Raw genomic sequence first — 21,264 nt, forward strand, 5'->3', positions numbered from 1 at the left:
GGCGTCGATCACCTTGCGGCCGTCGACGGTGGTGTAGTGCATGCCCTCGGCCGAGGAGAACAGGCGCGGCGCCTTCTTGAACTGCCGGTTGGCCGTGAACGGCATCCAGAACGAGTCGGTCTTGATGGTGTTCGGAATCTGATGAAGGGTCACGGGCCACGCTCCTTTGCTGACCTGCTACCAGAGGCACGGCTTGAAAAGCGCAACAAGTCCTTTTCTGACCGGCTGCAAGCCATTGATTTGACTAGGGCTGCCGGTCCATATTTGCGCGATCCGCAACACCTGCAACACGGGACAGGGACATGAGCGTCGATATCGGTGGACGGCTGCGATTCATCCGGGCGCGCCAGAAGCTGTCGCAGCGCGAACTCGCCAAACGCGCCGGCGTCACCAATTCGACGATCTCGCTGATCGAATCCAACCAGATGAACCCCTCGGTCGGCGCGCTCAAGCGCATCCTCGACGGCATTCCGATGGGGCTCGCCGAGTTCTTCGCGCTGGAGCCGGAGAGCCGGCGCAAGATATTCTACCGCGGTGAAGAGCTGACCGAGGTCGGCAAGAAGCCGATCTCGTATCGGCAAATCGGCGACAATCTGTTCGGTCGCAGCCTGCAGATCCTGAAGGAGCGCTACGAGCCCGGCAGCGACACCGGGCGCGTTCATCTCGTCCATGACGGCGAGGAAGGCGGCATCGTGATCTCGGGCAAGCTCGAAGTCACCGTCGAGGACGAGCGCCGCATCCTCAATCCGGGCGATGCCTACTACTTCGAGAGCCGTCGCCCGCATCGCTTCCGCTGCGTCGGCGGCAAGCCGTGCGAGGTGATCTCGGCCTGCACACCGCCGACGTTTTGAAGTTGTCCGCAATCCTACGGAGCCACCGGTATCTTACGGAGCTTGAGCCATCTCAATTTCCGCAGCCTGATCCTCTATATGTTTCGAGCCATAGCCAAGCAGCCTCCGCTTTCCGGAGGCGCTTCGTAACAGGGCTCGCTATGAAGATCACGCTCGCAAATGCAGAGGCCGCGCTCGATGAAGTGCAGCGCGACAGCGACAAGCTCCATTCGGAGGAGCTGCGCAAGACCATCGCGAATTACATCGAGGCGCAGCGAGAAGCGCTCAAGGCTCTACGCAAGAAGCTGCATTAGCACGCGGCGGAGCAAGACGGCCTCGCCGGCCGCTGCTAAAAGCCTACGTCAGCAACTCCTCCATCCGGATCGGGAAACGGCGGACACGTACGCCGGTCGCATGCCACACCGCGTTGGCGACTGCCCCTGCACTGCCGGTGATGCCGATCTCGCCGACACCCTTGATGCCGAGCGCGTTCACGTGCGGGTCGTGCTCATCGACCGTGATCACGTCGAGCGGCGGCACGTCGGCATTCACCGGGATATGGTACTCGCCGAGATTGGCGTTCATGATCCGGCCGGTGCGGCGGTCGGTGATGGCTTCCTCGTGCAACGCGAAGGACAGGCCCCAGATCATGCCACCGAACAGCTGGCTCTGCACCATGCGCGGGTTGACGATGCGCCCCGCGGCGAAAGCGCCGACCATGCGGGTGACGCGGACCTGGCCGAGCTCGGGATCGACCTTCACCTCCGCGAATACCGCGCCATGGGCGTGCATCGCATACTCCTCCATCGCGGCCGGATTCGGCGCGCCGGTGCCGCGCGCCTCGACCTCGGCGACGCCGGCACGCGCGAGAATCTCGGAATAGCTTTCGCCGCGGCTCTCGTCGTCGCGCCGGATCAACCTGCCATCGCGCGCGATCACGCCGGCATTGCCGGCGCCGAACAGCGGCGAGCGCTCGTCGCCGGTGGCGAGATCGGCGAGCTTCGCAACCACGGCCGCGCCTGCGCTGTGGATCGCAGCACCCGCGGTTGCCGTATGTGCCGAGCCGCCGGCAATGCCGGCATCGGGCAGGTCGGATGAACCCGCCTTGAACTCGACGCGATCGATATCAAGCCCGAGTTCGTCGGCCGCAATCTGCGCAAGCGCCGTCCAGGCGCCCTGCCCCATGTCATGCGCGCCGATTTCCATGGCACCGGAGCCGTCGCGGCGAAGCACGGCACGCGCTTCGGCCTGGAACATCAATGCCGGGAAGGTCGCGGTACCCATGCCCCAGCCGACCAGAAGACCATCGTCGTCCCGCATCTGCCGCGGCTGGAGCGTTCGCTTCGCCCAGCCGAAGCGCGCCGCGCCCTGCTCGTAGCAGGCGCGCAGCGCCTTGGACGAGAACGGCTTGCCGGTGATGGGCTCGACCTCGGCATAGTTCTTCAGACGAAAGGCGAGCGGATCGATGCCGCAGGCCCAGGCCATCTCGTCGATCGCGCTCTCCAGCGCGATCGAGCCGGTCGCCTCGCCGGGCGCGCGCATGAACAGCGGCGTACCGGTGTTGACGCGCACGGCATCATGCGACGTGCGGATCGCAGGCGCCGCATAGAGCGTGTGCGAGGCATCGGCCGCGGGCTCGTAGAAATCGTCGAAGGTGCTCGACACGGTGCGCGCGTGGTGATCGAGCGCGGTCAGGCGCCCCTCGCCGTCGGCGCCGATGCGCAGCCGCTGCCGCGTCGGCGCGCGGTGGCCGACCGGGCCGTACATCTGCTCGCGGCGCAGCACCAGCTTGACTGGTTTGCCGACGAGCTTTGCCGCCATGATGCCGAGGACCGGAGGGCCGGCCATGAGCCCCTTCGAGCCGAAGCCGCCGCCGAGGAACGGGCTGCGGATATGGATCTTGTCGTGCGCGATGCCGAACAATTCGGCAACGCGCGCCAGCGACAGCATGAGGCCCTGGGTCGGCATGTCGATCTGCAGATTGTCGCCGTTCCAGGCAGCCACGATCGCATGCGGCTCCATCGCATTGTGATATTGCGGCGGCGTTTCGTAGACCGCGTCGATCCGCTTCTCGGCCGACGCAAGCTCCGCCTCGACATCGCCGCGGTAATTTTCCGTCGGGTTGCCGACGCCGACGACCGGCGGCACGAAGCTCTCACCCGCGTCGAGACCGATGAGCGCGGGCAGCGTCTCGTAGTGCGGCGCCAGCAGCGCCGCGCCTTCCGTCGCCGCCTCCAGCGTCTCGGCGATTACGACGGCGATCGGCTGGTTGGCGTAGCGGACCTCATTGCTCTGTAGCACCTCCATCCGGAATACGAATGGATTGGTCTTGATCTCGGGATCGATCGCGAGCTCAGGCTTGTGATCCGACGTCATGACATCGACGACGCCGGGATGACGTTTGGCAGCGCTGATATCGAGCGAGGTCACACGGCCACGCGAAATGCTCGCGACCGCCATCACCGCAAACAGCATGCCGGGCGGATGGTTGTCGGCGGCGTAGGTCGCCTGGCCCTTGACCTTGAGAACCCCGTCGCGGCGGGTCAGCGGCTGGCCGATGTTCGAGCCGTGGCGCAGATGAGCGGGCGCGCTGGTGAGATTGAGTTCAGGCATGGATCGCTCCGGACGTCGAGGCAAAGGGAGAGGCCGGCAGCGCGGCGATGCGCGCGGGCGTACCGGCGGCGGCAAGGCTCAGCGCGCGCACGACGACGCGGCGCGCGAGCTCGATCTTGAAGGCGTTGTCGCCGGACGGTTTTGCGTCGGCGAGCGCGCGCGAGGCGGCTTCCTGGAAAGCGTCCACCGTGGGCGGGACGTTCCTGAGCATGTCCTCCGCGGCGCGGGCGCGCCAGGGCTTTGCGGCGACACCGCCGAGCGCAAGCCGCGCCTCCGCGATCTTGCCGTTCTCGATCCGCAGCGCAGCGGCAGCCGAGACGACGGCAAACGCGTAGGACGTTCTATCGCGGACCTTGAGATAGCGCGCATGAGCCGCAAAGCCGCGCGCAGCGGGCGGCAGGCGCACCGCGACGATGAGATCACCCGGTTCGAGCGCCGATTCACGCTCGGGCGTATCGCCGGGCAGGCGATGCAGGTCGTCGAGCGCGATCTCGCGCCGCCCGCTCCTGCCCTCGATCTCGACGATGGCGTCGAGCGCGACCAGCGGCACGCAGAAGTCGGATGGATGCGTGGCGATGCAGTTTTCGCTCCAGCCGAGCACGGCGTGGGTGCGGTTCTCGCCGTCACGCGCGTCGCAACCGCTGCCGACCTCGCGCTTGTTGCAGCGGCTGGCGGTGTCGTAAAAATACGCGCAACGCGTCCGTTGCAGCAGATTTCCGCCGACGGTCGCGGCGTTGCGCAGTTGCGCCGACGCGCCGGAGAGCAGCGCTTCGGCGACAGCCGGGTAGGCCTTGGCGAAGTCGGCGTCATGCGCAAGATCGGCGTTGCTCACCAGCGCGCCGATACGCACACCACCGTCGGCAAGGCGCTCGATCTGATCGAGCCCGTCGAGATGCGTGACGTCGACCAGACGATCCGGACGGCTGACGCCGCCCTTCATCAGATCGAGCAGATTGGTGCCGGCGGCGAGATAGACGGCGCCCGGCTGCGCCGCGGCCGCGACGGCTTCGGCGACCGTGGCCGGCCTGACGTAATCAAATTGCTTCATGCGGAGCGCCTCTGATTGGATTCGTCCATCCCGGCCTGCGCGTCGAGCACGGCATCGACGATGCCGGCATAGGCGCCGCAGCGGCATAGATTGCCGCTCATGCATTCGCGGATGCGCTCGGGATCGTTGCCGGCCTGTGCCTCGCTCATCATGCCGATCGCGCTCATGATCTGGCCGGGCGTGCAGAAGCCGCACTGAAAGCCGTCATGGGCGATGAAGGCGGCCTGCACGGGGTGAAGCTGGTCGCCGCGCGCCACGCCCTCGATGGTGAGAATGTCGGCACCGTCATGGCTAATGGCCAGCGCGAGGCAGGAGTTGATCCGCTTGCCGTCGACGAGAATGGTGCAGGCGCCGCATTGACCGCGGTCGCATCCCTTCTTGGTTCCGGTCAGGTGGAGGCGCTCACGCAGGAGATCGAGCAACGTGACGCGCGCATCGTCGAGGACGAAGTCGCGCCGCGCACCGTTCACGGTGAGGCTGATGGAGTGGTTCATATAAGGCTCCGATCAGATATGGACATGAGTCGTCGCGCAGCGCGCCACCGCCGTGGCCGCCGTCGATTCCGCGCCGCCCGAATATCATCCGAGCCAACGTCTTCAGCGAAGATACGGAGGCAGCCTCCGCTTAACAAGGGCCGCCGAAAAATTTTGGAATTCGTCAAAAGCCCGTGCGCATCAACGCGATGCAGCCCCACAAGGGTTCAATCTAACCAATTCGTGATCTACAGTGCCGGCATGGACGACCACACCGATCAGATCCGCAAGCCGCGTGCCGATGCCGTGCGCAATCGCGAGCGCGTGCTCGAGGCGGCGAAAGCCGTGTTCAACGCGGGCGGGCCGGAGGCGAGCCTGGAGGCGGTGGCAAAACGCGCCCGCGTCGGCATCGGCACGCTCTATCGGCATTTCCCGACGCGCGAGGATTTGTTCGAGGCGGTGTACCGGCGCGAGGTCGAGCAGCTCAGCGAACTCGCCGAGCAGTTGAAGAATGCGAAGGACCCGGTGGATGCGCTGCGGCGCTGGCTGCGCTCAGGTGTCGAATTCGTTGCCACCAAAAAGGGCATGGTGGCAGCCCTGGCACTCGCGGTGCAGAGCGGGTCGGAGTTGCATGCCTTTTCCTTTGAGCGCCTGAGCAAGGCGATCGGCTCGCTGCTCGATCGGGCAGCCGCGGCCGGCGCGATGCGCGCGGACGTCAGCCCCGAGGACTTGCTGCGCGCGTTCTTCGGCATGTGCTACATGCACGACCAGCCCGGCTGGCAATCCTCGGTGCTGCGGATGCTCAACGTGTTCGTTGACGGTTTGCGGGTGCAGCCTGTCGTGAAAGCCAAGGCCCGCGTGGCCGCCAGGCCCGCGAAGCCGGCTGCAAAGCGGAAGCGATAGCCCGCGAGATGTGCTAAGGATCGGCGCCGCCCGGGATTTCAACGCGGAGCCTGTCATGCGCATCGCCGCCTTGCTGGTCTTTCTCAGTGTCGCCTTCGGTCCGATCTCGGCGCGTGCCGACGATGTCGCGACGGCACAGGATATCATCCGCGCCCAGGAGCAGGCATTCGGCCGCGACGACGCGCGCGCGGCCTATTCCTACGCCGCACCGGCGATCCGGGAGATCTTCCCCGCGCCCGACATCTTCATGTCCATGGTGCAAAACGGCTACCCGCCGGTCTATCGGCACAAGAGCTTTGAATTCGGCGACAGCAAGAGCGAGGGCAGCCGCATTGCCCAGCACGTCCATATCATCGACGCCAATGGCGAGGCCTGGGAAGCGCTCTACACGCTCGAGCAGCAGGCAGACGGCAGCTACAAGATCACGGGTTGTTCGCTGCTGAAGGCGGGACAGGCAGTCTAGGTCGCAAAACCTGGAGCGGTCCTGACTGCATTCATCCGCGAGCGGATCAGCAACGTCAGCACGATGCCGATATTGAGCGCGTTCCACGCCACACCGTTGGCGAACGCCGCTGCATAGGAACCTGTCGCGTCGAAGATGACGCCCGAGACCCAGCCGCCGAACGACATGCCGAACACGGAGGCGAAGATCACGATGCCGACGCGGGTTGCGGCCTCGCTCGCCGGCATCGCCTCGCGCACGATGATGGCATAGCTCGGCACGATGCCGCCCTGGAACAGGCCGAACATCGCGGAGATCAAATAGAGCGAGGTCAGGCTGTCGAAGAACAGGTAGAATACGAGCGCAAAGCCTTGCGCCAGGGCGCCGATCAGAAGCGTCGGGATGCCGCCGATCTTGTCGGCGAGGTAGCCCGAGCCGATCCGACTGACGATGCCGCAGGCCATCATCAGCGACAACATCTCGGCGCCACGCGCCACGCCATATCCGAGATCGCCGCAATAGGCGACGATATGCACCTGCGGCATTGCCATGGCGACGCAGCAGGAGATGCTGGCGATCGAGAGCAGCACCGTCAGCGTATTGGTCGAGAGCTTGAGGTCGACCCGCGGCGGCGCTGCATTGGCATGATCGTGAACCTTGTCGTCGCCCATCTGCGCGCGCAGGACCAGCACCAGGATGGTCATCAGGCTGACGCAGACGAGGCCGATGCCGATGTGCGTGTAACGCCAGCCGATCGTCTGCATGCCCGTGCTCACGAGCGGCGGCCACATCGTGCCGGCGACATAATTACCGCTCGCGACGATGGTCACGGCCAGGCCGCGATAGCGCTCGAACCAGTGGGAGGCCTCCGCCATCAGCGGCGCGAAGGTCGCCGACGTGCCGAGCCCGATCAGGAAATACGCCGCCACGAACTGCCAGAGTTGGGTCGATAGCCCCGCCAGCACATTGGCGACGCCGAGGAAGGCAATGCTGATCGCCATCGCCGCCACGATGCCGAACCGGTCGGTGATCCTGCCGGCGATGACGCCGCCAAGCCCGAAGCCGAACATCATCAGCGTGAAAGCCAGCGACACCGCGCCGCGCGTCGCGGAGAATTCGGCCTGCACCGCGGGAATCATCACGACGATCGCCCACATGCCGACGCCGCCGATCGAACCGATCAGAAGCGCAATGACGAGGCGCATCCAAGCCTGACGCGAATCAGGGGTGAATGTTTCAGGTGTTTGTCCCGATTGATTTGGCGCGTGCACGGGCGGGACCATGGCCCGCGGATCGCCACAGGGTCAACCATTGTGGCGCGATATTGGGCATGCACGGTGCACTGCGGTAAGAAGGAGCTTGGCGAACGCGCGTTTTGTCATTATTTTGCAAATCAGCGCGTGCAACATCGCCGCGCGAAGGGCATGTCGGCGGAATGTTGCTGCGATTGACACGATCGATGCGGATCAGGGTGGGGCGTGTGATTGCCCTTGCCTATCTGTTCTGCGTGCTCGCGCCGGCCGCAAGCCTCGCCTGGGGTAGCGGTCCAGCACCGTGCCTCGACGACGCGCTCCTCGCCGATCTCGTGCCGGTGCATCACCAGATGCAGGCCGGCCACACGCATGACGGCGCCTCGCATGACCACGCCGGGCCGCATGCGCATCACCAGACCGCCGCGCAGGACGCGCCCGCCGTCCCTCATCATCACGACGGCAAGGGTACGCCGGGACCGTGCTGCGCGATGATGTGCGTGAGCGCGCTGCCGGCCGACCTGCCCAGCGTCGTAAAGCCGCTTCAGCCGGTTTCCGCCTGCTCGCCCGAGATCGTGGCCAGCCTGCACAGCGCGGCGCCGCCCCTGCACTACCGCCCTCCCATCGTCTGATCTGACGCGCGACGACGTCAGGCCGAGCGCGCACCCGCGCGCGCGAACCTGTGGTCTCCAGACAGATCAGGGATGACTCATGCTTACGCTTACCGGGGCGAAGTCCGCCGCTGCATCCGCGGCGCGGGGACGACACTTTCGATTCCATTGGCCGCTGCTGGCCGCGACGGCATTGGCGCTGTCCGGCTGCGTGCCGGCAACGACACAAGTCGCGGGCGCTGATCCTGCCGATCCCGCGACCAAGGTCGCGCGCGCCGGCTATCATTCGACGATTGCGCCCTACACCAGCCTGCGGCCTGCGACGCCGGCACCATGGCGCCAGCGCAACGAGAACGTCGCGCCGCAGCCCAAGCAAGACCGGTAGGAGCGCGTCATTGACACACCGTCTCGCGCAAAGCCTGCTCGTTCTTGCCTCGCTCGGCCTGTCAGGCTGCGCCGCCTTCTCGCCCGACAGCGGCATGAATGCCGTCTCGGAGCTGACGAGCCAGACCCTCAAAAAGGATGTCGCCTTCGTGCGGACGGCCGAGGGAGCCGGCGCGGTCGACGCGCGCGTTCGCCAACTGCTGTCGCGAACACTCAACCCCGAGACCGCCGTGCAGATCGCCCTGCTCAACAACAAGGGGCTTCAGGCCGCCTATAACGAGCTGGCGCTGGCCGAGACCGATCTCGTCGAGCAGAGCCTGCCGCCCAATCCCGTGTTCTCGGTCTCGCGGATCTCGGGCAACGGCGCCAGCGAAATCGAGCGTCAGGTCGTCGGCGACATCCTCGCGCTCGCCACTCTGCCGTTTCGTTCGGAGATCGCCCGCGACCGTTTTCGTCAGGCGCAATTGCGCGCGGGTCTGGCGACGTTGCGGCTTGCCGCCGATGTCCGCCGCGTCTATTGGCGCGCCGTGGGCGGCAACGAGATGGTGGCGTTGCTGACGGATGCGAAGGCGACGGCGGAATCGACCGCACAGCTCGCGGTCAAGCTCGGCGAAACGGGCTCGATCAACAAGCTCGATCAGGCTCGTGAACAGGTGTTTTACGCCGAAACCACCGCCGACCTTGCCACCGCGCGACAGACGGCGACGAGCGCGCGCGAAAAGCTGGCGCGCCTGATGGGACTGTGGGACGGCGGCCTCGACTTCCGCCTGCCCAACCAGCTGCCGCCGCTGCCGCGCCGGCCGCAGGCTTTGCCGTCGATTGAAGCCGACGCGGTCGCCCATCGCATCGACCTTCAGATCGCGCGGCTCGAGCTGACCGCGCTCGCGAAGTCGCTGAACCTCACGGAGGCGACGCGCTTCGTGACGCTGCTCGATCTCGCCGGCATCTCCCGCCGCACCCGGGATCCGGAAGGCGCGCCGTTCCGCGAACGCGGCTTCGACGTGCAGTTCCAGATCCCGATCTTCGACGGCGGCGAGGTGCGGGTGCGGCAGGCGGCGGAGACTTACAATTTCGCCTTCAATCGGCTGACCGAGCGCGCCGTGAACGTACGCTCCGAGGCGCGCGATGCTTACCGGATCTATCGCTCGGGCTACGACATCGCCAGCCACTATCAGCGCGAGATCATCCCCTTGCGAAAGATCATCACCGAGGAGATGCAGCTCCGCTTCTCCAGCATGCAGGTCGATATCTTCGCGCTGCTCAACGAGGCGCGGCAGCGACTTGCGTCGCTGCGCGGTGCAATCGATGCGAAGCAAAGATTTTTCCTTGCCCAGTCCGACTTGCAGACCGCCGTCAATGGCGGCGGCGCGCCTGCTGACGGCGACAATTCAACCACTCTCGCCGCGGCAGCGCCTGCCGATGGCGGTCACTGACATGGAGGCCAGCATGTTTTCCCGCCGAGGATTTTTGGGTAGCGCCGCGCTCGCCGGCGCATCCGTCGTCAGCGGCCGCGCGCAGGCCGCCTCGATTCCGGAAGCCCCGCACATGGACAAGGCGGTGATGCAAGCGCCGCTGCATCCCGCCGGTGGGCCGGACTATCGCCCCGTGGTCACGCTGAACGGCTGGTCGCTTCCGTTTCGGATGAACGGCGACTGGAAGGAATTCCATCTCGTTGCTGAGCCCGTGGTGCGCGAATTCGCCGAGGGCATGAAGGTGAATCTGTGGGGCTATAACGGCCAGTCGCCGGGACCGACGATCGAGGCCGTCGAGGGCGACAAGGTCCGCATCTTCGTGACCAACAGACTGCCCGAATACACCACCGTGCACTGGCACGGCATGATCATTCCCAGCGGCATGGACGGTGTCGGCGGGCTGACGCAGCCTCACATCCAGCCGGGAAAAACCTTCGTCTACGAGTTCGAGATGAAGAAGAGCGGGACCTTCATGTACCACCCGCATTCCGACGAGATGGTGCAGATGGCGATGGGCATGATGGGCATGGTCGTCGTGCATCCGCGCGACCCGAACTTTCGGGCCGTGGACCGCGACTTCGTCTTCGTCATGAGCACCTATCGCGTCGATCCCGGCACCTATCTGCCGCAGGTCAACGAGATGACCGACTTCAACATGTGGACCTGGAACGCGCGCGTGTTTCCCGGCATCGATCCGCTGCCGGTCAGACTCGGCGACAAGGTGCGCGTGCGCATCGGCAATCTCAGCATGACCAACCATCCGATCCATTTGCACGGCCACAGCTTTGCAGTGACCTGCACCGACGGCGGCTGGATTCCGGAGAGCGCGCAATATCCGGAGACAACCACGGACGTACCGGTCGGCGCTGTCAGGGTGTTCGACGTGCTCGCCGACAACCCCGGCGACTGGGCGTTCCACTGCCACAAGTCGCATCACACCATGAATGCGATGGGACACGACATGCGCAACATGATCGGGGTGTCGCGCAAGGATCTCGCCAGGGCCGTCGGCAAGCTCGCGCCTGACGGCATGGCGATGGGCTCGACCGGCATGGCGATGGGCAACATGGAGATGCCCGCGCCCGACAACACGCTGCCGATGATGACCGGCACCGGCCAGTTCGGCCCGATCGAGATGGGCGGCATGTTCACGGTGATGAAGATCCGCGAAGGCCTCGCGCGCGACGATTATCGCGATCCCGGCCCCTACCAATTCCCGCAAGGCACCGTCGCCTACGAGGTCACCCCGCCGGCCCCGGAGCCCGTGCGCCAACAACCAGGCGGGCCGCCGATGAAGAACATGAAGATGTGAGCGTTTCGATGAACCACCACCAACTGGAGATACCAATGAAGACGACGATCAAGCTCGGTCTGGCGCTGGCCGCGCTTTCCACCGCGCCGGCCTTTGCCCACGACCAGCACGGGCACGGCACCTTTTCGGCCGGCGAGCCCGGCGATTCCAAAAAGCCCGCGCGCACCATCGAGATCCTGCTGAACGAGATGGACTACACCCCCGCGAGGATCGAGGTCAAACGCGGCGAGCAGATCCGCTTCGTGCTGCGCAATGTCGGCAAGGAGGACCATGAATTCCTGCTCGCCACCACCAAAGAGAATCTCGCGCATGCGGTGGAGATGAAGAAGCATCCGCACATGGAGCACGACGATCCCAACGGTGTCAGGCTCGCACCGAGCAAGACAGCCGAGATCCTTTGGAAGTTCAGCAAGACCGGCACGTTCGAATTTTCGTGCCTGATTCCCGACCACCGCGACTACGGCATGGTCGGCCACGTCACCGTGAAGTAACGCAAGGAGCTCCCATGAACCGCATCATCCGTATCGCCGCAGGGCTGTCGCTGGCCGTCGGCCTTGCCACAGGTGCCCTGGCAGCCCAGGGCGCCGCGATCAGCGGCGAGGTCAAGAAGATCGACGAGGGCGCCGGCAAGATCACGCTCAAGCACGCGGCCGCGAAGAACCTCGGCATGGATGAACCCATGACCATGGTCTACCGCGTCAAGGACCCGGCCGTGCTCAAACAGGTGAAGGTCGGCGACAAGGTGACTTTCGAAGCCGAGGAGGCGGCTTCGGGGTACATGGTGACCCGGATGGAGAAGGCGAAATAGGGCTACTGCCTCCGTCCGCCGAATTTCGGCGCCAAACGCTTCCACAACGTCATGGCCGGGCTTGTCCCGGCCATCCACGCCTACCGCGCGGCATGAAGAACGTGGATGCCCGGGACAAGCCCGGGCATGACGACTGCTTGCCTGCCAGATGGCCGAAATACCCGGCCAGCCCCCATGCCGCACCCTTTATTAACCGTTTGCTAACCATACACCCGGCAAGAATTGCCCAGTGGAGTCGAGTGTCGTCAGCCGCGTAGAACGGGGAGTGCCCTGTGGACGCCAGTGCGGTGCCTCACTTTCGGAACGGCGGCCCTTCGGCCGTCGGGCAGACGTTTGGGGCGCGCGGACGGCAGTCGCGCGGAGGGGCAGCTACCATGGTCGACGTCACCGCGGGACAGGGCGTAGGCGGCACAAACGCCGGTTTCCCCACCCTTGCCGAGATCGGCAACATCCTCAAACGCGGCGATATCGCGCTGGCGCTCGGCGTCCTCACCATCCTGGTGGTGCTGATCCTTCCGCTGCCCGCGATCGTGCTGGACCTGTTCCTGGCTATTTCAATCACGCTCTCGATCCTGATCCTGATGACGTCGCTGTTCATCCAGGCGCCGCTGGAATTCTCCGCTTTCCCGACCGTCCTGCTGATCTCGACCATGCTGCGGCTGTCGCTCAACATGGCCTCGACCCGCCTGATCCTGTCGCACGGGCACGAGGGCACGGATGCCGCCGGTCACGTCATCGAGGCCTTCGGCAGCTTCGTGATGGGCGGCAATTTCGTCATCGGCATCATCGTCTTCGCCATCCTGATCATCGTCAACTTCGTCGTCATCACCAAGGGTTCGGGCCGCATCGCCGAAGTCGCCGCCCGCTTCCACCTCGACGCCATGCCCGGCAAGCAGATGGCGATCGACGCCGACCTCTCCGCCGGACTGATCGACGAGGCGGTCGCCAAGCAGCGGCGCAAGGATCTGGAGGACGAGAGCGGCTTCTTCGGCGCCATGGACGGTGCCTCCAAATTCGTCCGCGGCGACGCCATTGCCGGCCTTCTGATCGTCTTCATCAACGTCGTCGGCGGCATGATCATCGGCGTGGCGCAGCAGGGCCTGTCCTTCGCCGACGCCGGCCGCAGCTACACGCTGCTGACCGTCGGTGACGGCCTCGTCACCCAGGTGCCGGCGCTGATCGTTTCGACCGCGGCCGGCCTGCTGGTCTCCAAGGCCGGCGTGTCCGGCGCCGCCGACAAGGCGCTGATGAAGCAGTTCTCCGGATATCCGCAGGCGCTCGCGATGTCCGCGGCGGTCATGCTGGTGCTGGCGGCCCTGCCGGGCATCCCGACCATCCCCTTCCTGGCGCTCGGTTCCGGTGCCGGCGCGCTCGCCTGGCACGCCCGCAACCGCAATCGGGCGACTGCCAGGGCTGCCGAAGTTGCAAAGACCGCACCTGCGCCGGGAACGCCGGGCGCAGCCGGCTCCGCTGCGGCGGAGGAGCCGATCTCCGCGGCGCTGAAGATCGACGACCTCAAGATCGAGCTCGGCTATGCCCTGCTGCCGCTGGTCAACGGCCCCGACGGCACCGACCGCCTCACCGAGCAGATCAAGGCGCTGCGCCGCTCGCTCGCGATCGAGATGGGTTTTGTGATGCCGGCCGTGCGCATCCTCGACAACGTCCAGCTCGAAGCCAACACCTACATCATCAAGATCAAGGAGGTCGACGCCGGCACCGGCAAGATCTGGCCGAACCAGTTCATGGTCATGGACCCCGGCGGCAGCCAGGTGCAGGTGCCCGGCATCCACACCACCGAGCCGACCTTCGGCCTGCCCGCGACCTGGGTCGATGCCAGCCTCAAGGAGGAAGCCTCGCTCAAGGGCTACACCGTCGTCGATGCCGCGACCGTGCTCTCGACCCACCTCACCGAGCTGCTCAAGGCCAACATGTCGGACCTGCTCTCCTATGGCGAGGTGCAGAAGCTGCTCAAGGAGCTGCCGAAGGAGCAGGGGGAGCTGGTCAAGGACATCGTGCCCGGACAGGTCACCGTCTCCGGCATCCAGCGCGTGCTGCAGCTGCTGCTCGCCGAGCGCATCTCGATCCGCGACCTCTCGACCATTCTAGAAGGCATCGCGGACTCGCTCGCCTTCTCGCGCAATCCGGCCACCATGGTGGAGCACGTCCGCGCCCGCCTGGCGCGGCAGATCTGTGCGCAGAACACCTCCTACAGCGGTTATCTGCCGCTGATCGCGCTCTCGGCGCGGTGGGAACAAGCCTTTGCCGAATCCATTATCGGCCAGGGCGAGGAGCGCAGCCTCGCGATGCAACCCTCGAAGCTGTCGGAGTTCATGACCGGCGTGCGCGAGGCCTTCGAGCGCGCCGCGCGTGAAGGCGAGGCCCCGGTGCTGGTCACCTCTGCGGCAATTCGTCCCTTCGTGCGTTCCCTGGTCGAGCGGTTCCGGGCGCAAACGACCGTGCTGTCGCAAGCTGAAATCCACCCCAGGGCGAGATTGAAAACGGTCGGAAGCATCTGATTTGCCTTAAGAAGCCGTGTGTTTTTCGGCCACAGGCAAATGGTTTTTCAGTTTCTGGCGCCTTGCCGATCAATTGCCGGCAAGGCGCCCGGCAGACACATTACAGCTTTGAAATAATTGCCAAATTGCACGATCAAGGATCGTTTTTGATCGCGGCTTCTCACGTCCTGTCACGCTCTTGTGATCGCCTCTTGGGAACGAATCCCCCCAATACTAGGTTGTTGGGCACCGGAAGCATGAACCTGCCCAAACACGCAGGCGACTACTTCGGGTAGATGGCGGCAGGAGCCTTCCATGAACCACTCGATTTACAGCGTAGATCGCTCGACCCACCTCAAGATCGTGGTTGTCGCGCTCGTTGCCGGCATCGCGGTGGCGGGCCTCGGGATCACCGCGCGTACGAGTTCAGACGAAGGCCTGACCCAGACCGCTCGCGTCATGAAGGCGGGCAAGCCGATCGCCATCACCAGCTCGAACGTTTCCCTCGTTCGCTAAGGAGATTTGAGTTTCAGGAATTCACGCGGCTCTTTATCAGCCCCCCAAAGTCGCCACGTGGATATGTAGACGACCCCAACCCCAAGTCGACTACAGAAAGCGCCCGCCCCCCACGGGCGCTTTCTCATGTCTGGGGTATGTCGTCATCGTGAGCGCACGCGCGTCCAGCTCCGTCATTGCGAGGAGCTCTTGCGACGAAACAATCCAGAATCCCTCCGCAGAGACAGGCTGGATTGCTTCGCTGCGCTCGCAATGACGGAATCTGTGGGTGGCAGCGTCGCTCTTTAAATTCGCATCTCACTCGCAGACACACCTTCGCCATCTCGCGGCTTGTTCGCCCGAGCTTTGCTTCGTCGCCTCACCCCCGAATGAAAGAGGGCGCAGGGAAGACCGGGTGCCGGCTGGCACCCGCGGTCCACTGTGCGAGATTGTCGTAAGAACATTGCACAGCGGCATACAGGTGAAGCCTGAACATCCGGCCTTCCCTGCGCAGTGGCTTTACGGCTTATGTCGCGCTCTCCCCGGGGAGCGATGCACTATTGCCCCCGTCGCCTTGCGGATGGCTGATGCGCGTGCCCGGTTGGGCACCCCACATCACCGCAACGCTTGGCGCACAGACCCCGGGCGCCAGGACCACACGATTTCGCCGTACGCCGATCACACCGGTCGTGTGCGCGGCGGCTTCGCTCACGGTTGCCCGCCCTGCGAAACCCTTCGCGCCGATGTGACTAACGTCCACCGCCGTCCGGCCCGCGTTCGTGACGATCGCGATACGCCCCTCTTCCTTGGGCCGGGTTATGGCGAGACATACGCCGCTTCCGAATTTCGGTAAAGTAGAATATTTTCCGCGGCACGCGTTGACCGACAATTAGGGTGTTTTGCCCGACGGGCAACGCGATATCTTGTAGCCCGGATGAGCGCAGCGATGTCCGGGATGTCTCCGCGAGCGACCCCGGGTGTCGCTTCGCTCACCCGGGGCTACGCCTACGCGGCGCGGCTCAGGCCTCGCGCAGTTCCGACGGCGTCGCGGCAAAGCGCTTGCGGAAGGCGCGGTTGAAATAGGACAGATCGGAGAAGCCCGACGAATGCGCGATGTCGCTGATCTTGCGGGTCCTGGCGCGAGGATCGCTGAGCAGCTTGCGCGCCTGCAGCAGGCGCTGCTCCAGAACGAATTCGGTGAAGGTCGTTCCGGCCTGCTCGAACAGGCGCTGTGCCTGGCGCGGGCTCAGGCCCGAGCGCGTGGCAATCTCGGACAGGCAGAGATCGTTGCGGCCAAGTGCAGCCATCACGTCGGCGCGCATGAGATCGAGACGGGCCGCCGCATGACCTCGCCCGCGCGCAAGACTTGCATGCTCGGCGTCAGTGCCGAGCAGGAGCCCGACGAGATCGACCATGTGCTGCGCGGTGAGGCGCTGGCCGACGGCGTCGAGATGCGGCGCGTGATGGGCCGCAAGGGAGTGGTAGCGGAAGATCGTCTCGGCGACCGCGCCGTCCGAGAGCACTTGCGACAGCTTGTCCTCGGCGCGTGGACTGATGTCGAGGAGTGCGCGGCGCGGCATGCGGATGGTGGTGAAGCGATCTTCCTCGGTGTGGCCCACGGTGCCGGTGATGCCCATGTCGACGAGCACCATCTGCGCGGGCGCAAGCTCCACGGCATGGCCGTTCTGCCCAACGCGGACGAGACCCGCGTGTGCCGCGATCAGGACGAGATCGTCGCTGCCGTCGGCAAGGTGGCTCTGGGTGCGTGAATATTGCGCGGAGGCGCCTTCGGGAATGGCGAGTGCGATATTGTCGACCACGCTGACTTGGAGCCGGCAATCGATGCTGTCGCCCCGGCTCGGCCCGATATCCAGGCCGCAGGCCCCGAAAGTCCGCTCGCGCCAATGTTCGAAGGCCTGGCCGTGTGGCAGCCCCGCATATTGGTGAATGAAGATGCCCGACGTTTTCGCTGCATCCATCTGATTTCTCGCCCCTCTCCGGCGCCATGCTTGGGGGCGCCGACTGCAAATTCCGGGCATTTGACGCCACGAAACGGATGGAGGTTCAAATCGGGGGAGGATTCGGCGGGAGTTGTCGGGATGCGACGGCGGGGCGGACCGTGGCGACAGAAACCGATCAGGCATTGCCACGACGATGTTGAAGCGTCCAATGCCCCCGGTGTCGTCCTGGACAAGCGAGCAGAGCGAGCGCCGATCCAGGACCCATTACCCCGGGATTGAGTGGTTGCTCACCCGTGTGGCCACGGCTCACTCTTGCAACAAGCTCTTGGGGTAATGGGTCCTGGCTTTCGCCAGGACGACAATAGAAACCTACTTCTTCGCGGGCGCCTGCGGCTGTGACGGCGGCACGGTCTCGATCAGCTTGCCGGAAAATATGGGCGCCGAGGTCGGCTGGCCATTGGGCGAGCCGCCCGCCTGCTCGACGGTGACCGCGTAGGTCGCGCTGTTGACGACGTCGGCATCGTACGAACCGAGCACCGGTCGTGCGGTGAAATCGCCGGCGCCGATCACGCCGAGCGAGCGCGGACGCGGCAGCTTGTCGGAGATCAGCCAGAGCTCGAAACTTTTGCCGGGCTCCGGTGTCGCGCCCACTTTGCGCACGGTGAAGTTCTTGGTCGCACCGTCGATGGTGAGGATGAAGGCAGGACCTCCGCCCTGGCCCTGCAACAGCGCGACATATTGCGACGACACCGGGAGCGGCGCCGGTGTCTTCACCTCGACCGTCTGGATGCGTGGCGCCGGTCGCAAACCGCCCGGGAGCGCCTCGGGCTGGAAGATCTGAAGCGACAGTGTCACGAGCAGCGCGGCCGCGAGCGCACCGACGGCGGATGCGATGGTGCGCCAGCGCTTCACGCGCCCCTCGAGCCGGATCACGTTACTGTTGTCGGCAACCGGCGGCGGTGGCGTACGCGCGACCTCCGGGTCTGGCGCGTGGACCTGCGGCATGAAGATCGGCACGACATCGGGAAGCGCATCGGGCGCCGGTGGCGTCGTTTCGGGCTGCTCCGCTTCGGGAGGCTGCGGCGCCGGTTGCTGCATAGTCTCCGACGGCACCGGCGGAGGCACGGTGTCGGGCGAGGAAAACTCCGGCACAGGTGGCGGCGCTGCGTCCGGCAGCGCTGGCGGATCCTGCGCAAAGCCCGTCCGCGCGAGCTCGGACCTGATGTTCTCCCACACGATCGGACGCGGCTCGATCGAGCCGACCATCTGGTTGAGGACGCCGAGCCGGAATGCCCACGCCTGCACGACATCGGCGAACGCCTTGTCCACCGCCATCATGGTCTCGACCTGCGCGCGCTCGCCGGCGTCGAGCGTGCCGAGCGCATATTCCGCGGCGAGCGCGATATGGTCCTCCGTATAGGCCATCACTTGCGATCCAGACTCGCCCTCACCGTCCAAGCCCTCATAGCCCGAGACATTCGCGAATATCCATCATGCTGCGCCGAAGCCACGTCTTCACCGTGTTGACGGGCGCCGCGAATTTCTCCGCCAATTGCTCGCGGCTCCAGCCGTTGTAATAGGCGAGAAGCACGAGCCTCTGACGGTCCGGCTCGAGCCGGCCGATACATTCCAGCAGCCGCCTCAATTCCTCGGTCATCTCGCGCCGCGCCAACGGATCGGGGCTATCGCTTGCGACTTCCATCGCCTGCGGCTCTTCCTCGATGGAGACTTCCGTCTTCTTGCGCACGACGTCGATGGCGCGGTTGCGCGCGATCGACGCCATCCATGTGATCGGCGACGCGAGAGCGGGATTGAACTGGCCGGCGCTGTTCCAGATCTTGACGTAGGTCTCCTGAATGACCTCCTCTGCGAGATCCTGTCGGCGCAAGATACGGAGCACGACGCCATAGAGTTTCGCGCGCGTGGCGACGTAGAGGCGCTCGAACGCGGCCTGATCGCCCTGCGCCACTGCCCCAATCAGCCCGACCAGCTCTGCTGGCGTCAGCATTCAGCCCCCCAATGCGCGGCCCGTCGCATTCCGCGCAGGTCCTGGCACGCCGCCACCATAGCGCGCGACAAAGCCGACCACCAAGGGGGCGCGGCGCCCCTCTGTGGACAGGACATGCGAAAACCCGGACCTTTGAGGTCCGGGTTCTGCAAATTCTCGCAGGTCTGGCGGCTAGCGCCTCAGGCGACGGCGCCCATGCGGGCACGCATCAGGCCGATGCTGTCGAGATCGGCCTGCTCGCGGGCGTTTTCCTCGGCGCGTTCGCGGGCCTGATCGCGCTCGTCGAGGAGCTCGACCTTCTTCAGCTCCTCGAAGGCTTCGGCCAGCGCAGCCTTGGCTTCGTCGAGCTGGCCCTTCAGCTCGTCGGCCGAGCGGGTCAGGTTCTCGCGACGCTGGATGGCAGCCTTGGCATAGGTCGGATAGGCGAAGTGCGAGGGATCGTTGATCCCGGCGCGTTCCTGCTCGGTCGAGATCTCGCGTTCAAGATCGGTCGACATCCGCTGGAAGTCGGCGATCATGGTCTCGATCTGGCTGACCCGGCGGCGCTTCTCGTCGACCTGAAATTTCTTCAGGCGGATGAGGGTATCACGTGACTTCATCGACTCGTACTCCCCAGAAGTCCCTTGGCTGCACGTGGGACAACACCGGTCTCCCCACAGGCCCGACGGGGGCCAAGACCGGCTCTGCTACTCTGTGGGATGGGATGATGACCGGACAAAGTTAGCGTTCCGTTTCCAAATCACCGAGGATTTGCGCCAACTGGCGGTAGCCGTCCGCCAGCGATGCACTTTCGTCCTTGCGCTGGCGCAGGAAGGCCTCCAGCGGCTCGTGCAGGCGGATCGCCTCGTCGACCTCCGGGCTGGAGCCGGCGCGGTAGGCGCCCAGACGGATCAATTCCTCCATGTCGGCATAGGTCGCCATCACCGCCCGCGCCTTCTGGATGGTCGGCCAGAACTCCGGGTCGGCCGATTTCGGCATGGTGCGGGAGACGGATTTGAGGATGTTGATGGCGGGGTAGCGGCCGCGCTCGGCGATCGAGCGCTGCATCACGATGTGGCCGTCGAGGATGCCGCGGACGGCATCCGCAATCGGCTCGTTATGGTCGTCGCCATCGACCAGCACCGTGAAGATCGCGGTGATGGCGCCCTCGCCCAGGCCCGGACCGGCGCGCTCCAGAAGCTTCGGCAGTTCGGTGAACACGGTCGGCGTGTAGCCCTTGGCGGTCGGCGGCTCGCCCGCGGACAGACCGATCTCGCGCTGGGCCATGGCAAAGCGCGTCACCGAATCCATCAGGCAAAGGACGTCCTGCTCCTCGTCGCGAAAATATTCGGCGATCGCAAGCGTCAGATACGCGGCCTGGCGGCGCATCAGCGCCGGCTCGTCGGAGGTCGCGACCACGACGACGGAACGCGCCAGGCCCTCCTCGCCGAGGTCGTCCTGCAGGAATTCCTGCACCTCGCGGCCGCGTTCGCCGATCAGCCCGATGACGCTGACCGCGGCATCGACGTTGCGCGCCAGCATCGACAGCAGCACCGACTTGCCGACGCCGGAGCCTGCGAAGATGCCCATGCGCTGGCCGCGGCAGCAGGTCAGGAACGTGTTCATCGCGCGCACGCCGAGATCGAGCGGAGCGCCGACGCGCTTGCGCGAGTGCGCCGGCGGCGGCGAATTGCGGTACGGCATCGGCGCCGGGCCCTGCGGCAGCGGCCCCTTGCCGTCGATCGGCTCACCCAGCGCATTGACGACGCGGCCGAGCCAGGCCGCACAAGGCCGCACCTGATTTGCGGCATTGGCGATGACGGCCTTGCAGCCGCGCCGCACGCCGTCGAGGCCGGCGAACGGCATCACGACGGCATTGTTGCCGGAGAAGCCGGTCACCTCGCAGGGGATGGAACGGTTGCCGCCGGTCTCGATCACGAGCCGCGCGCCGACCGACATCGCATGGATCGGGCCGGCCACCTCGACCATCAGGCCGCGCACGCCGACCACACGGCCATAAATATTGATGCCGTCAATGTCGCCGATCTGTTCGGCAAGAGCCTTCATTGGAGAGCCTTCACAAGAGGGCCTTCATGAGGTGATCGCCTTCATAACCCGGGGTTTCGTGGCGAGAACCTTAAGTTTCGCCATATTTCTGAACGGCGCTTAACTTCGTGTTT

The 21,264-nt window shown here is 65.4% G+C and carries 21 protein-coding genes and 1 pseudogene; 12 read left to right on the forward strand and 10 right to left on the reverse strand.

What is annotated here, in order from left to right; genetic code table 11:
* Nucleotides 1-153, reverse strand: a pseudogene (locus tag AC0L3A_RS35050) (aspartate aminotransferase family protein); the annotation flags it as partial.
* Between the two features lie 149 nt (nt 154-302).
* Here AC0L3A_RS35050 and AC0L3A_RS35055 point away from each other — a divergent pair.
* Together AC0L3A_RS35055 and AC0L3A_RS35060 are read left to right on the forward strand one after the other, a co-directional pair.
* Entirely contained in the window at nt 303-851 is a 549-nt protein-coding gene (locus AC0L3A_RS35055) for a cupin domain-containing protein (RefSeq protein WP_007600574.1), read from the forward strand.
* 140 nt (nt 852-991) lie between these two features.
* Nucleotides 992-1,144: a hypothetical protein gene (locus AC0L3A_RS35060; protein ID WP_007600573.1), complete on the forward strand. Its 153-nt coding sequence runs from the start codon at nt 992-994 to the stop codon at nt 1,142-1,144.
* 43 nt (nt 1,145-1,187) lie between these two features.
* On the opposite strand, the gene AC0L3A_RS35065 is transcribed toward AC0L3A_RS35060, so the two are convergent.
* Genes AC0L3A_RS35065 through AC0L3A_RS35075 form a run of 3 tightly spaced genes read right to left on the reverse strand, consistent with a single transcriptional unit; the run spans nt 1,188 to nt 4,985 of the window.
* On the reverse strand, nt 1,188-3,443 hold the full coding sequence (locus tag AC0L3A_RS35065) for a xanthine dehydrogenase family protein molybdopterin-binding subunit (protein WP_007600572.1): 2,256 nt from the start codon (nt 3,441-3,443) through the stop codon (nt 1,188-1,190).
* The gene (locus AC0L3A_RS35070; RefSeq protein ID WP_007600571.1) at nt 3,436-4,491 is read right to left on the reverse strand and encodes an FAD binding domain-containing protein; all 1,056 of its coding nucleotides are present in this window, start codon (nt 4,489-4,491) and stop codon (nt 3,436-3,438) included. Before AC0L3A_RS35070 ends, AC0L3A_RS35065 begins: the two co-directional genes overlap by 8 nt.
* Nucleotides 4,488-4,985, reverse strand: coding sequence for a (2Fe-2S)-binding protein (locus tag AC0L3A_RS35075; RefSeq protein ID WP_007600564.1), 498 nt, complete (start codon nt 4,983-4,985; stop codon nt 4,488-4,490). Before AC0L3A_RS35075 ends, AC0L3A_RS35070 begins: the two co-directional genes overlap by 4 nt.
* Nucleotides 4,986-5,225: 240 nt before the next feature.
* Here AC0L3A_RS35075 and AC0L3A_RS35080 point away from each other — a divergent pair, with 240 nt between their 5' ends.
* Both AC0L3A_RS35080 and AC0L3A_RS35085 read left to right on the forward strand, forming a co-directional pair.
* Nucleotides 5,226-5,867 (forward strand): TetR/AcrR family transcriptional regulator, encoded by a 642-nt coding sequence (locus tag AC0L3A_RS35080; RefSeq protein ID WP_473256088.1) that lies wholly within the window; start codon nt 5,226-5,228, stop codon nt 5,865-5,867.
* Between the two features lie 55 nt (nt 5,868-5,922).
* The gene (locus tag AC0L3A_RS35085; protein WP_007600562.1) at nt 5,923-6,330 is read left to right on the forward strand and encodes a DUF4864 domain-containing protein; all 408 of its coding nucleotides are present in this window, start codon (nt 5,923-5,925) and stop codon (nt 6,328-6,330) included.
* Here AC0L3A_RS35085 and AC0L3A_RS35090 read toward each other — a convergent pair.
* Nucleotides 6,327-7,592 carry an MFS transporter gene (locus tag AC0L3A_RS35090; RefSeq protein ID WP_473256082.1) on the reverse strand — a complete coding sequence of 422 codons (1,266 nt, stop codon included), beginning with the start codon at nt 7,590-7,592 and terminating at the stop codon, nt 6,327-6,329. The genes AC0L3A_RS35085 and AC0L3A_RS35090 overlap by 4 nt on opposite strands.
* Nucleotides 7,593-7,744: 152 nt before the next feature.
* Here AC0L3A_RS35090 and AC0L3A_RS35095 point away from each other — a divergent pair, with 152 nt between their 5' ends.
* From AC0L3A_RS35095 to AC0L3A_RS35130, 8 genes are all read left to right on the forward strand, one after another.
* Complete coding sequence (locus AC0L3A_RS35095; protein WP_354128861.1) at nt 7,745-8,191, forward strand: hypothetical protein; 447 nt, start codon at nt 7,745-7,747, stop codon at nt 8,189-8,191.
* A 79-nt stretch (nt 8,192-8,270) separates the two neighbouring features.
* Nucleotides 8,271-8,555: a hypothetical protein gene (locus tag AC0L3A_RS35100; RefSeq protein ID WP_354128860.1), complete on the forward strand. Its 285-nt coding sequence runs from the start codon at nt 8,271-8,273 to the stop codon at nt 8,553-8,555.
* Nucleotides 8,556-8,565: 10 nt separating this feature from the next.
* Nucleotides 8,566-9,987, forward strand: coding sequence for a TolC family protein (locus AC0L3A_RS35105; protein ID WP_007600559.1), 1,422 nt, complete (start codon nt 8,566-8,568; stop codon nt 9,985-9,987).
* Between the two features lie 13 nt (nt 9,988-10,000).
* The gene (locus tag AC0L3A_RS35110; protein WP_007600558.1) at nt 10,001-11,338 is read left to right on the forward strand and encodes a copper oxidase; all 1,338 of its coding nucleotides are present in this window, start codon (nt 10,001-10,003) and stop codon (nt 11,336-11,338) included.
* Nucleotides 11,339-11,373: 35 nt separating this feature from the next.
* Nucleotides 11,374-11,829 (forward strand): cupredoxin domain-containing protein, encoded by a 456-nt coding sequence (locus tag AC0L3A_RS35115; protein WP_007600557.1) that lies wholly within the window; start codon nt 11,374-11,376, stop codon nt 11,827-11,829.
* Nucleotides 11,830-11,843: 14 nt separating this feature from the next.
* Nucleotides 11,844-12,146, forward strand: a complete 303-nt coding sequence (locus tag AC0L3A_RS35120; RefSeq protein ID WP_007600556.1) for a copper-binding protein — start codon at nt 11,844-11,846, stop codon at nt 12,144-12,146.
* 374 nt (nt 12,147-12,520) lie between these two features.
* The gene (gene flhA, locus AC0L3A_RS35125) at nt 12,521-14,662 is read left to right on the forward strand and encodes a flagellar biosynthesis protein FlhA (protein ID WP_219685354.1); all 2,142 of its coding nucleotides are present in this window, start codon (nt 12,521-12,523) and stop codon (nt 14,660-14,662) included.
* A 294-nt stretch (nt 14,663-14,956) separates the two neighbouring features.
* Nucleotides 14,957-15,157: a hypothetical protein gene (locus AC0L3A_RS35130; RefSeq protein WP_473256083.1), complete on the forward strand. Its 201-nt coding sequence runs from the start codon at nt 14,957-14,959 to the stop codon at nt 15,155-15,157.
* Between the two features lie 998 nt (nt 15,158-16,155).
* On the opposite strand, the gene AC0L3A_RS35135 is transcribed toward AC0L3A_RS35130, so the two are convergent.
* From AC0L3A_RS35135 to fliI, 5 genes are all read right to left on the reverse strand, one after another.
* Complete coding sequence (locus tag AC0L3A_RS35135; protein ID WP_007600550.1) at nt 16,156-17,115, reverse strand: helix-turn-helix transcriptional regulator; 960 nt, start codon at nt 17,113-17,115, stop codon at nt 16,156-16,158.
* A 351-nt stretch (nt 17,116-17,466) separates the two neighbouring features.
* Nucleotides 17,467-18,522, reverse strand: coding sequence for an anti-sigma factor (locus AC0L3A_RS35140; RefSeq protein WP_007600548.1), 1,056 nt, complete (start codon nt 18,520-18,522; stop codon nt 17,467-17,469).
* A gap of 37 nt (nt 18,523-18,559) precedes the next feature.
* Entirely contained in the window at nt 18,560-19,105 is a 546-nt protein-coding gene (locus tag AC0L3A_RS35145) for a sigma-70 family RNA polymerase sigma factor (protein ID WP_007600547.1), read from the reverse strand.
* 179 nt (nt 19,106-19,284) lie between these two features.
* Entirely contained in the window at nt 19,285-19,704 is a 420-nt protein-coding gene (gene fliJ / locus AC0L3A_RS35150; protein WP_007600546.1) for a flagellar export protein FliJ, read from the reverse strand.
* 121 nt (nt 19,705-19,825) lie between these two features.
* Complete coding sequence (gene fliI, locus AC0L3A_RS35155; RefSeq protein WP_473256084.1) at nt 19,826-21,151, reverse strand: flagellar protein export ATPase FliI; 1,326 nt, start codon at nt 21,149-21,151, stop codon at nt 19,826-19,828.
* Between the last annotated feature and the right edge of the window lie 113 nt (nt 21,152-21,264).

This window comes from Bradyrhizobium sp. MI1.3 (assembly GCF_055811695.1).

What these genes read in the sequence shown, in the direction of transcription:
- AC0L3A_RS35115 (WP_007600557.1), top strand. Translation starts at nt 11,374, where the DNA reads ATGAAGACGACGATCAAGCTCGGTCTGGCGCTGGCCGCGCTTTCCACC.
- AC0L3A_RS35060 (WP_007600573.1), top strand. Translation starts at nt 992, where the DNA reads ATGAAGATCACGCTCGCAAATGCAGAGGCCGCGCTCGATGAAGTGCAG.
- flhA (WP_219685354.1), top strand. Translation starts at nt 12,521, where the DNA reads ATGGTCGACGTCACCGCGGGACAGGGCGTAGGCGGCACAAACGCCGGT.
- AC0L3A_RS35120 (WP_007600556.1), top strand. Translation starts at nt 11,844, where the DNA reads ATGAACCGCATCATCCGTATCGCCGCAGGGCTGTCGCTGGCCGTCGGC.
- fliJ (WP_007600546.1), bottom strand. Translation starts at nt 19,704, where the DNA reads ATGAAGTCACGTGATACCCTCATCCGCCTGAAGAAATTTCAGGTCGAC.
- AC0L3A_RS35065 (WP_007600572.1), bottom strand. Translation starts at nt 3,443, where the DNA reads ATGCCTGAACTCAATCTCACCAGCGCGCCCGCTCATCTGCGCCACGGC.
- AC0L3A_RS35090 (WP_473256082.1), bottom strand. Translation starts at nt 7,592, where the DNA reads ATGGTCCCGCCCGTGCACGCGCCAAATCAATCGGGACAAACACCTGAA.
- AC0L3A_RS35055 (WP_007600574.1), top strand. Translation starts at nt 303, where the DNA reads ATGAGCGTCGATATCGGTGGACGGCTGCGATTCATCCGGGCGCGCCAG.
- AC0L3A_RS35135 (WP_007600550.1), bottom strand. Translation starts at nt 17,115, where the DNA reads ATGGATGCAGCGAAAACGTCGGGCATCTTCATTCACCAATATGCGGGG.
- AC0L3A_RS35145 (WP_007600547.1), bottom strand. Translation starts at nt 19,105, where the DNA reads ATGCTGACGCCAGCAGAGCTGGTCGGGCTGATTGGGGCAGTGGCGCAG.
- AC0L3A_RS35110 (WP_007600558.1), top strand. Translation starts at nt 10,001, where the DNA reads ATGTTTTCCCGCCGAGGATTTTTGGGTAGCGCCGCGCTCGCCGGCGCA.
- AC0L3A_RS35080 (WP_473256088.1), top strand. Translation starts at nt 5,226, where the DNA reads ATGGACGACCACACCGATCAGATCCGCAAGCCGCGTGCCGATGCCGTG.
- AC0L3A_RS35100 (WP_354128860.1), top strand. Translation starts at nt 8,271, where the DNA reads ATGCTTACGCTTACCGGGGCGAAGTCCGCCGCTGCATCCGCGGCGCGG.
- AC0L3A_RS35140 (WP_007600548.1), bottom strand. Translation starts at nt 18,522, where the DNA reads ATGGCCTATACGGAGGACCATATCGCGCTCGCCGCGGAATATGCGCTC.
- AC0L3A_RS35085 (WP_007600562.1), top strand. Translation starts at nt 5,923, where the DNA reads ATGCGCATCGCCGCCTTGCTGGTCTTTCTCAGTGTCGCCTTCGGTCCG.
- fliI (WP_473256084.1), bottom strand. Translation starts at nt 21,151, where the DNA reads ATGAAGGCTCTTGCCGAACAGATCGGCGACATTGACGGCATCAATATT.
- AC0L3A_RS35070 (WP_007600571.1), bottom strand. Translation starts at nt 4,491, where the DNA reads ATGAAGCAATTTGATTACGTCAGGCCGGCCACGGTCGCCGAAGCCGTC.
- AC0L3A_RS35075 (WP_007600564.1), bottom strand. Translation starts at nt 4,985, where the DNA reads ATGAACCACTCCATCAGCCTCACCGTGAACGGTGCGCGGCGCGACTTC.
- AC0L3A_RS35095 (WP_354128861.1), top strand. Translation starts at nt 7,745, where the DNA reads ATGTTGCTGCGATTGACACGATCGATGCGGATCAGGGTGGGGCGTGTG.
- AC0L3A_RS35130 (WP_473256083.1), top strand. Translation starts at nt 14,957, where the DNA reads ATGAACCACTCGATTTACAGCGTAGATCGCTCGACCCACCTCAAGATC.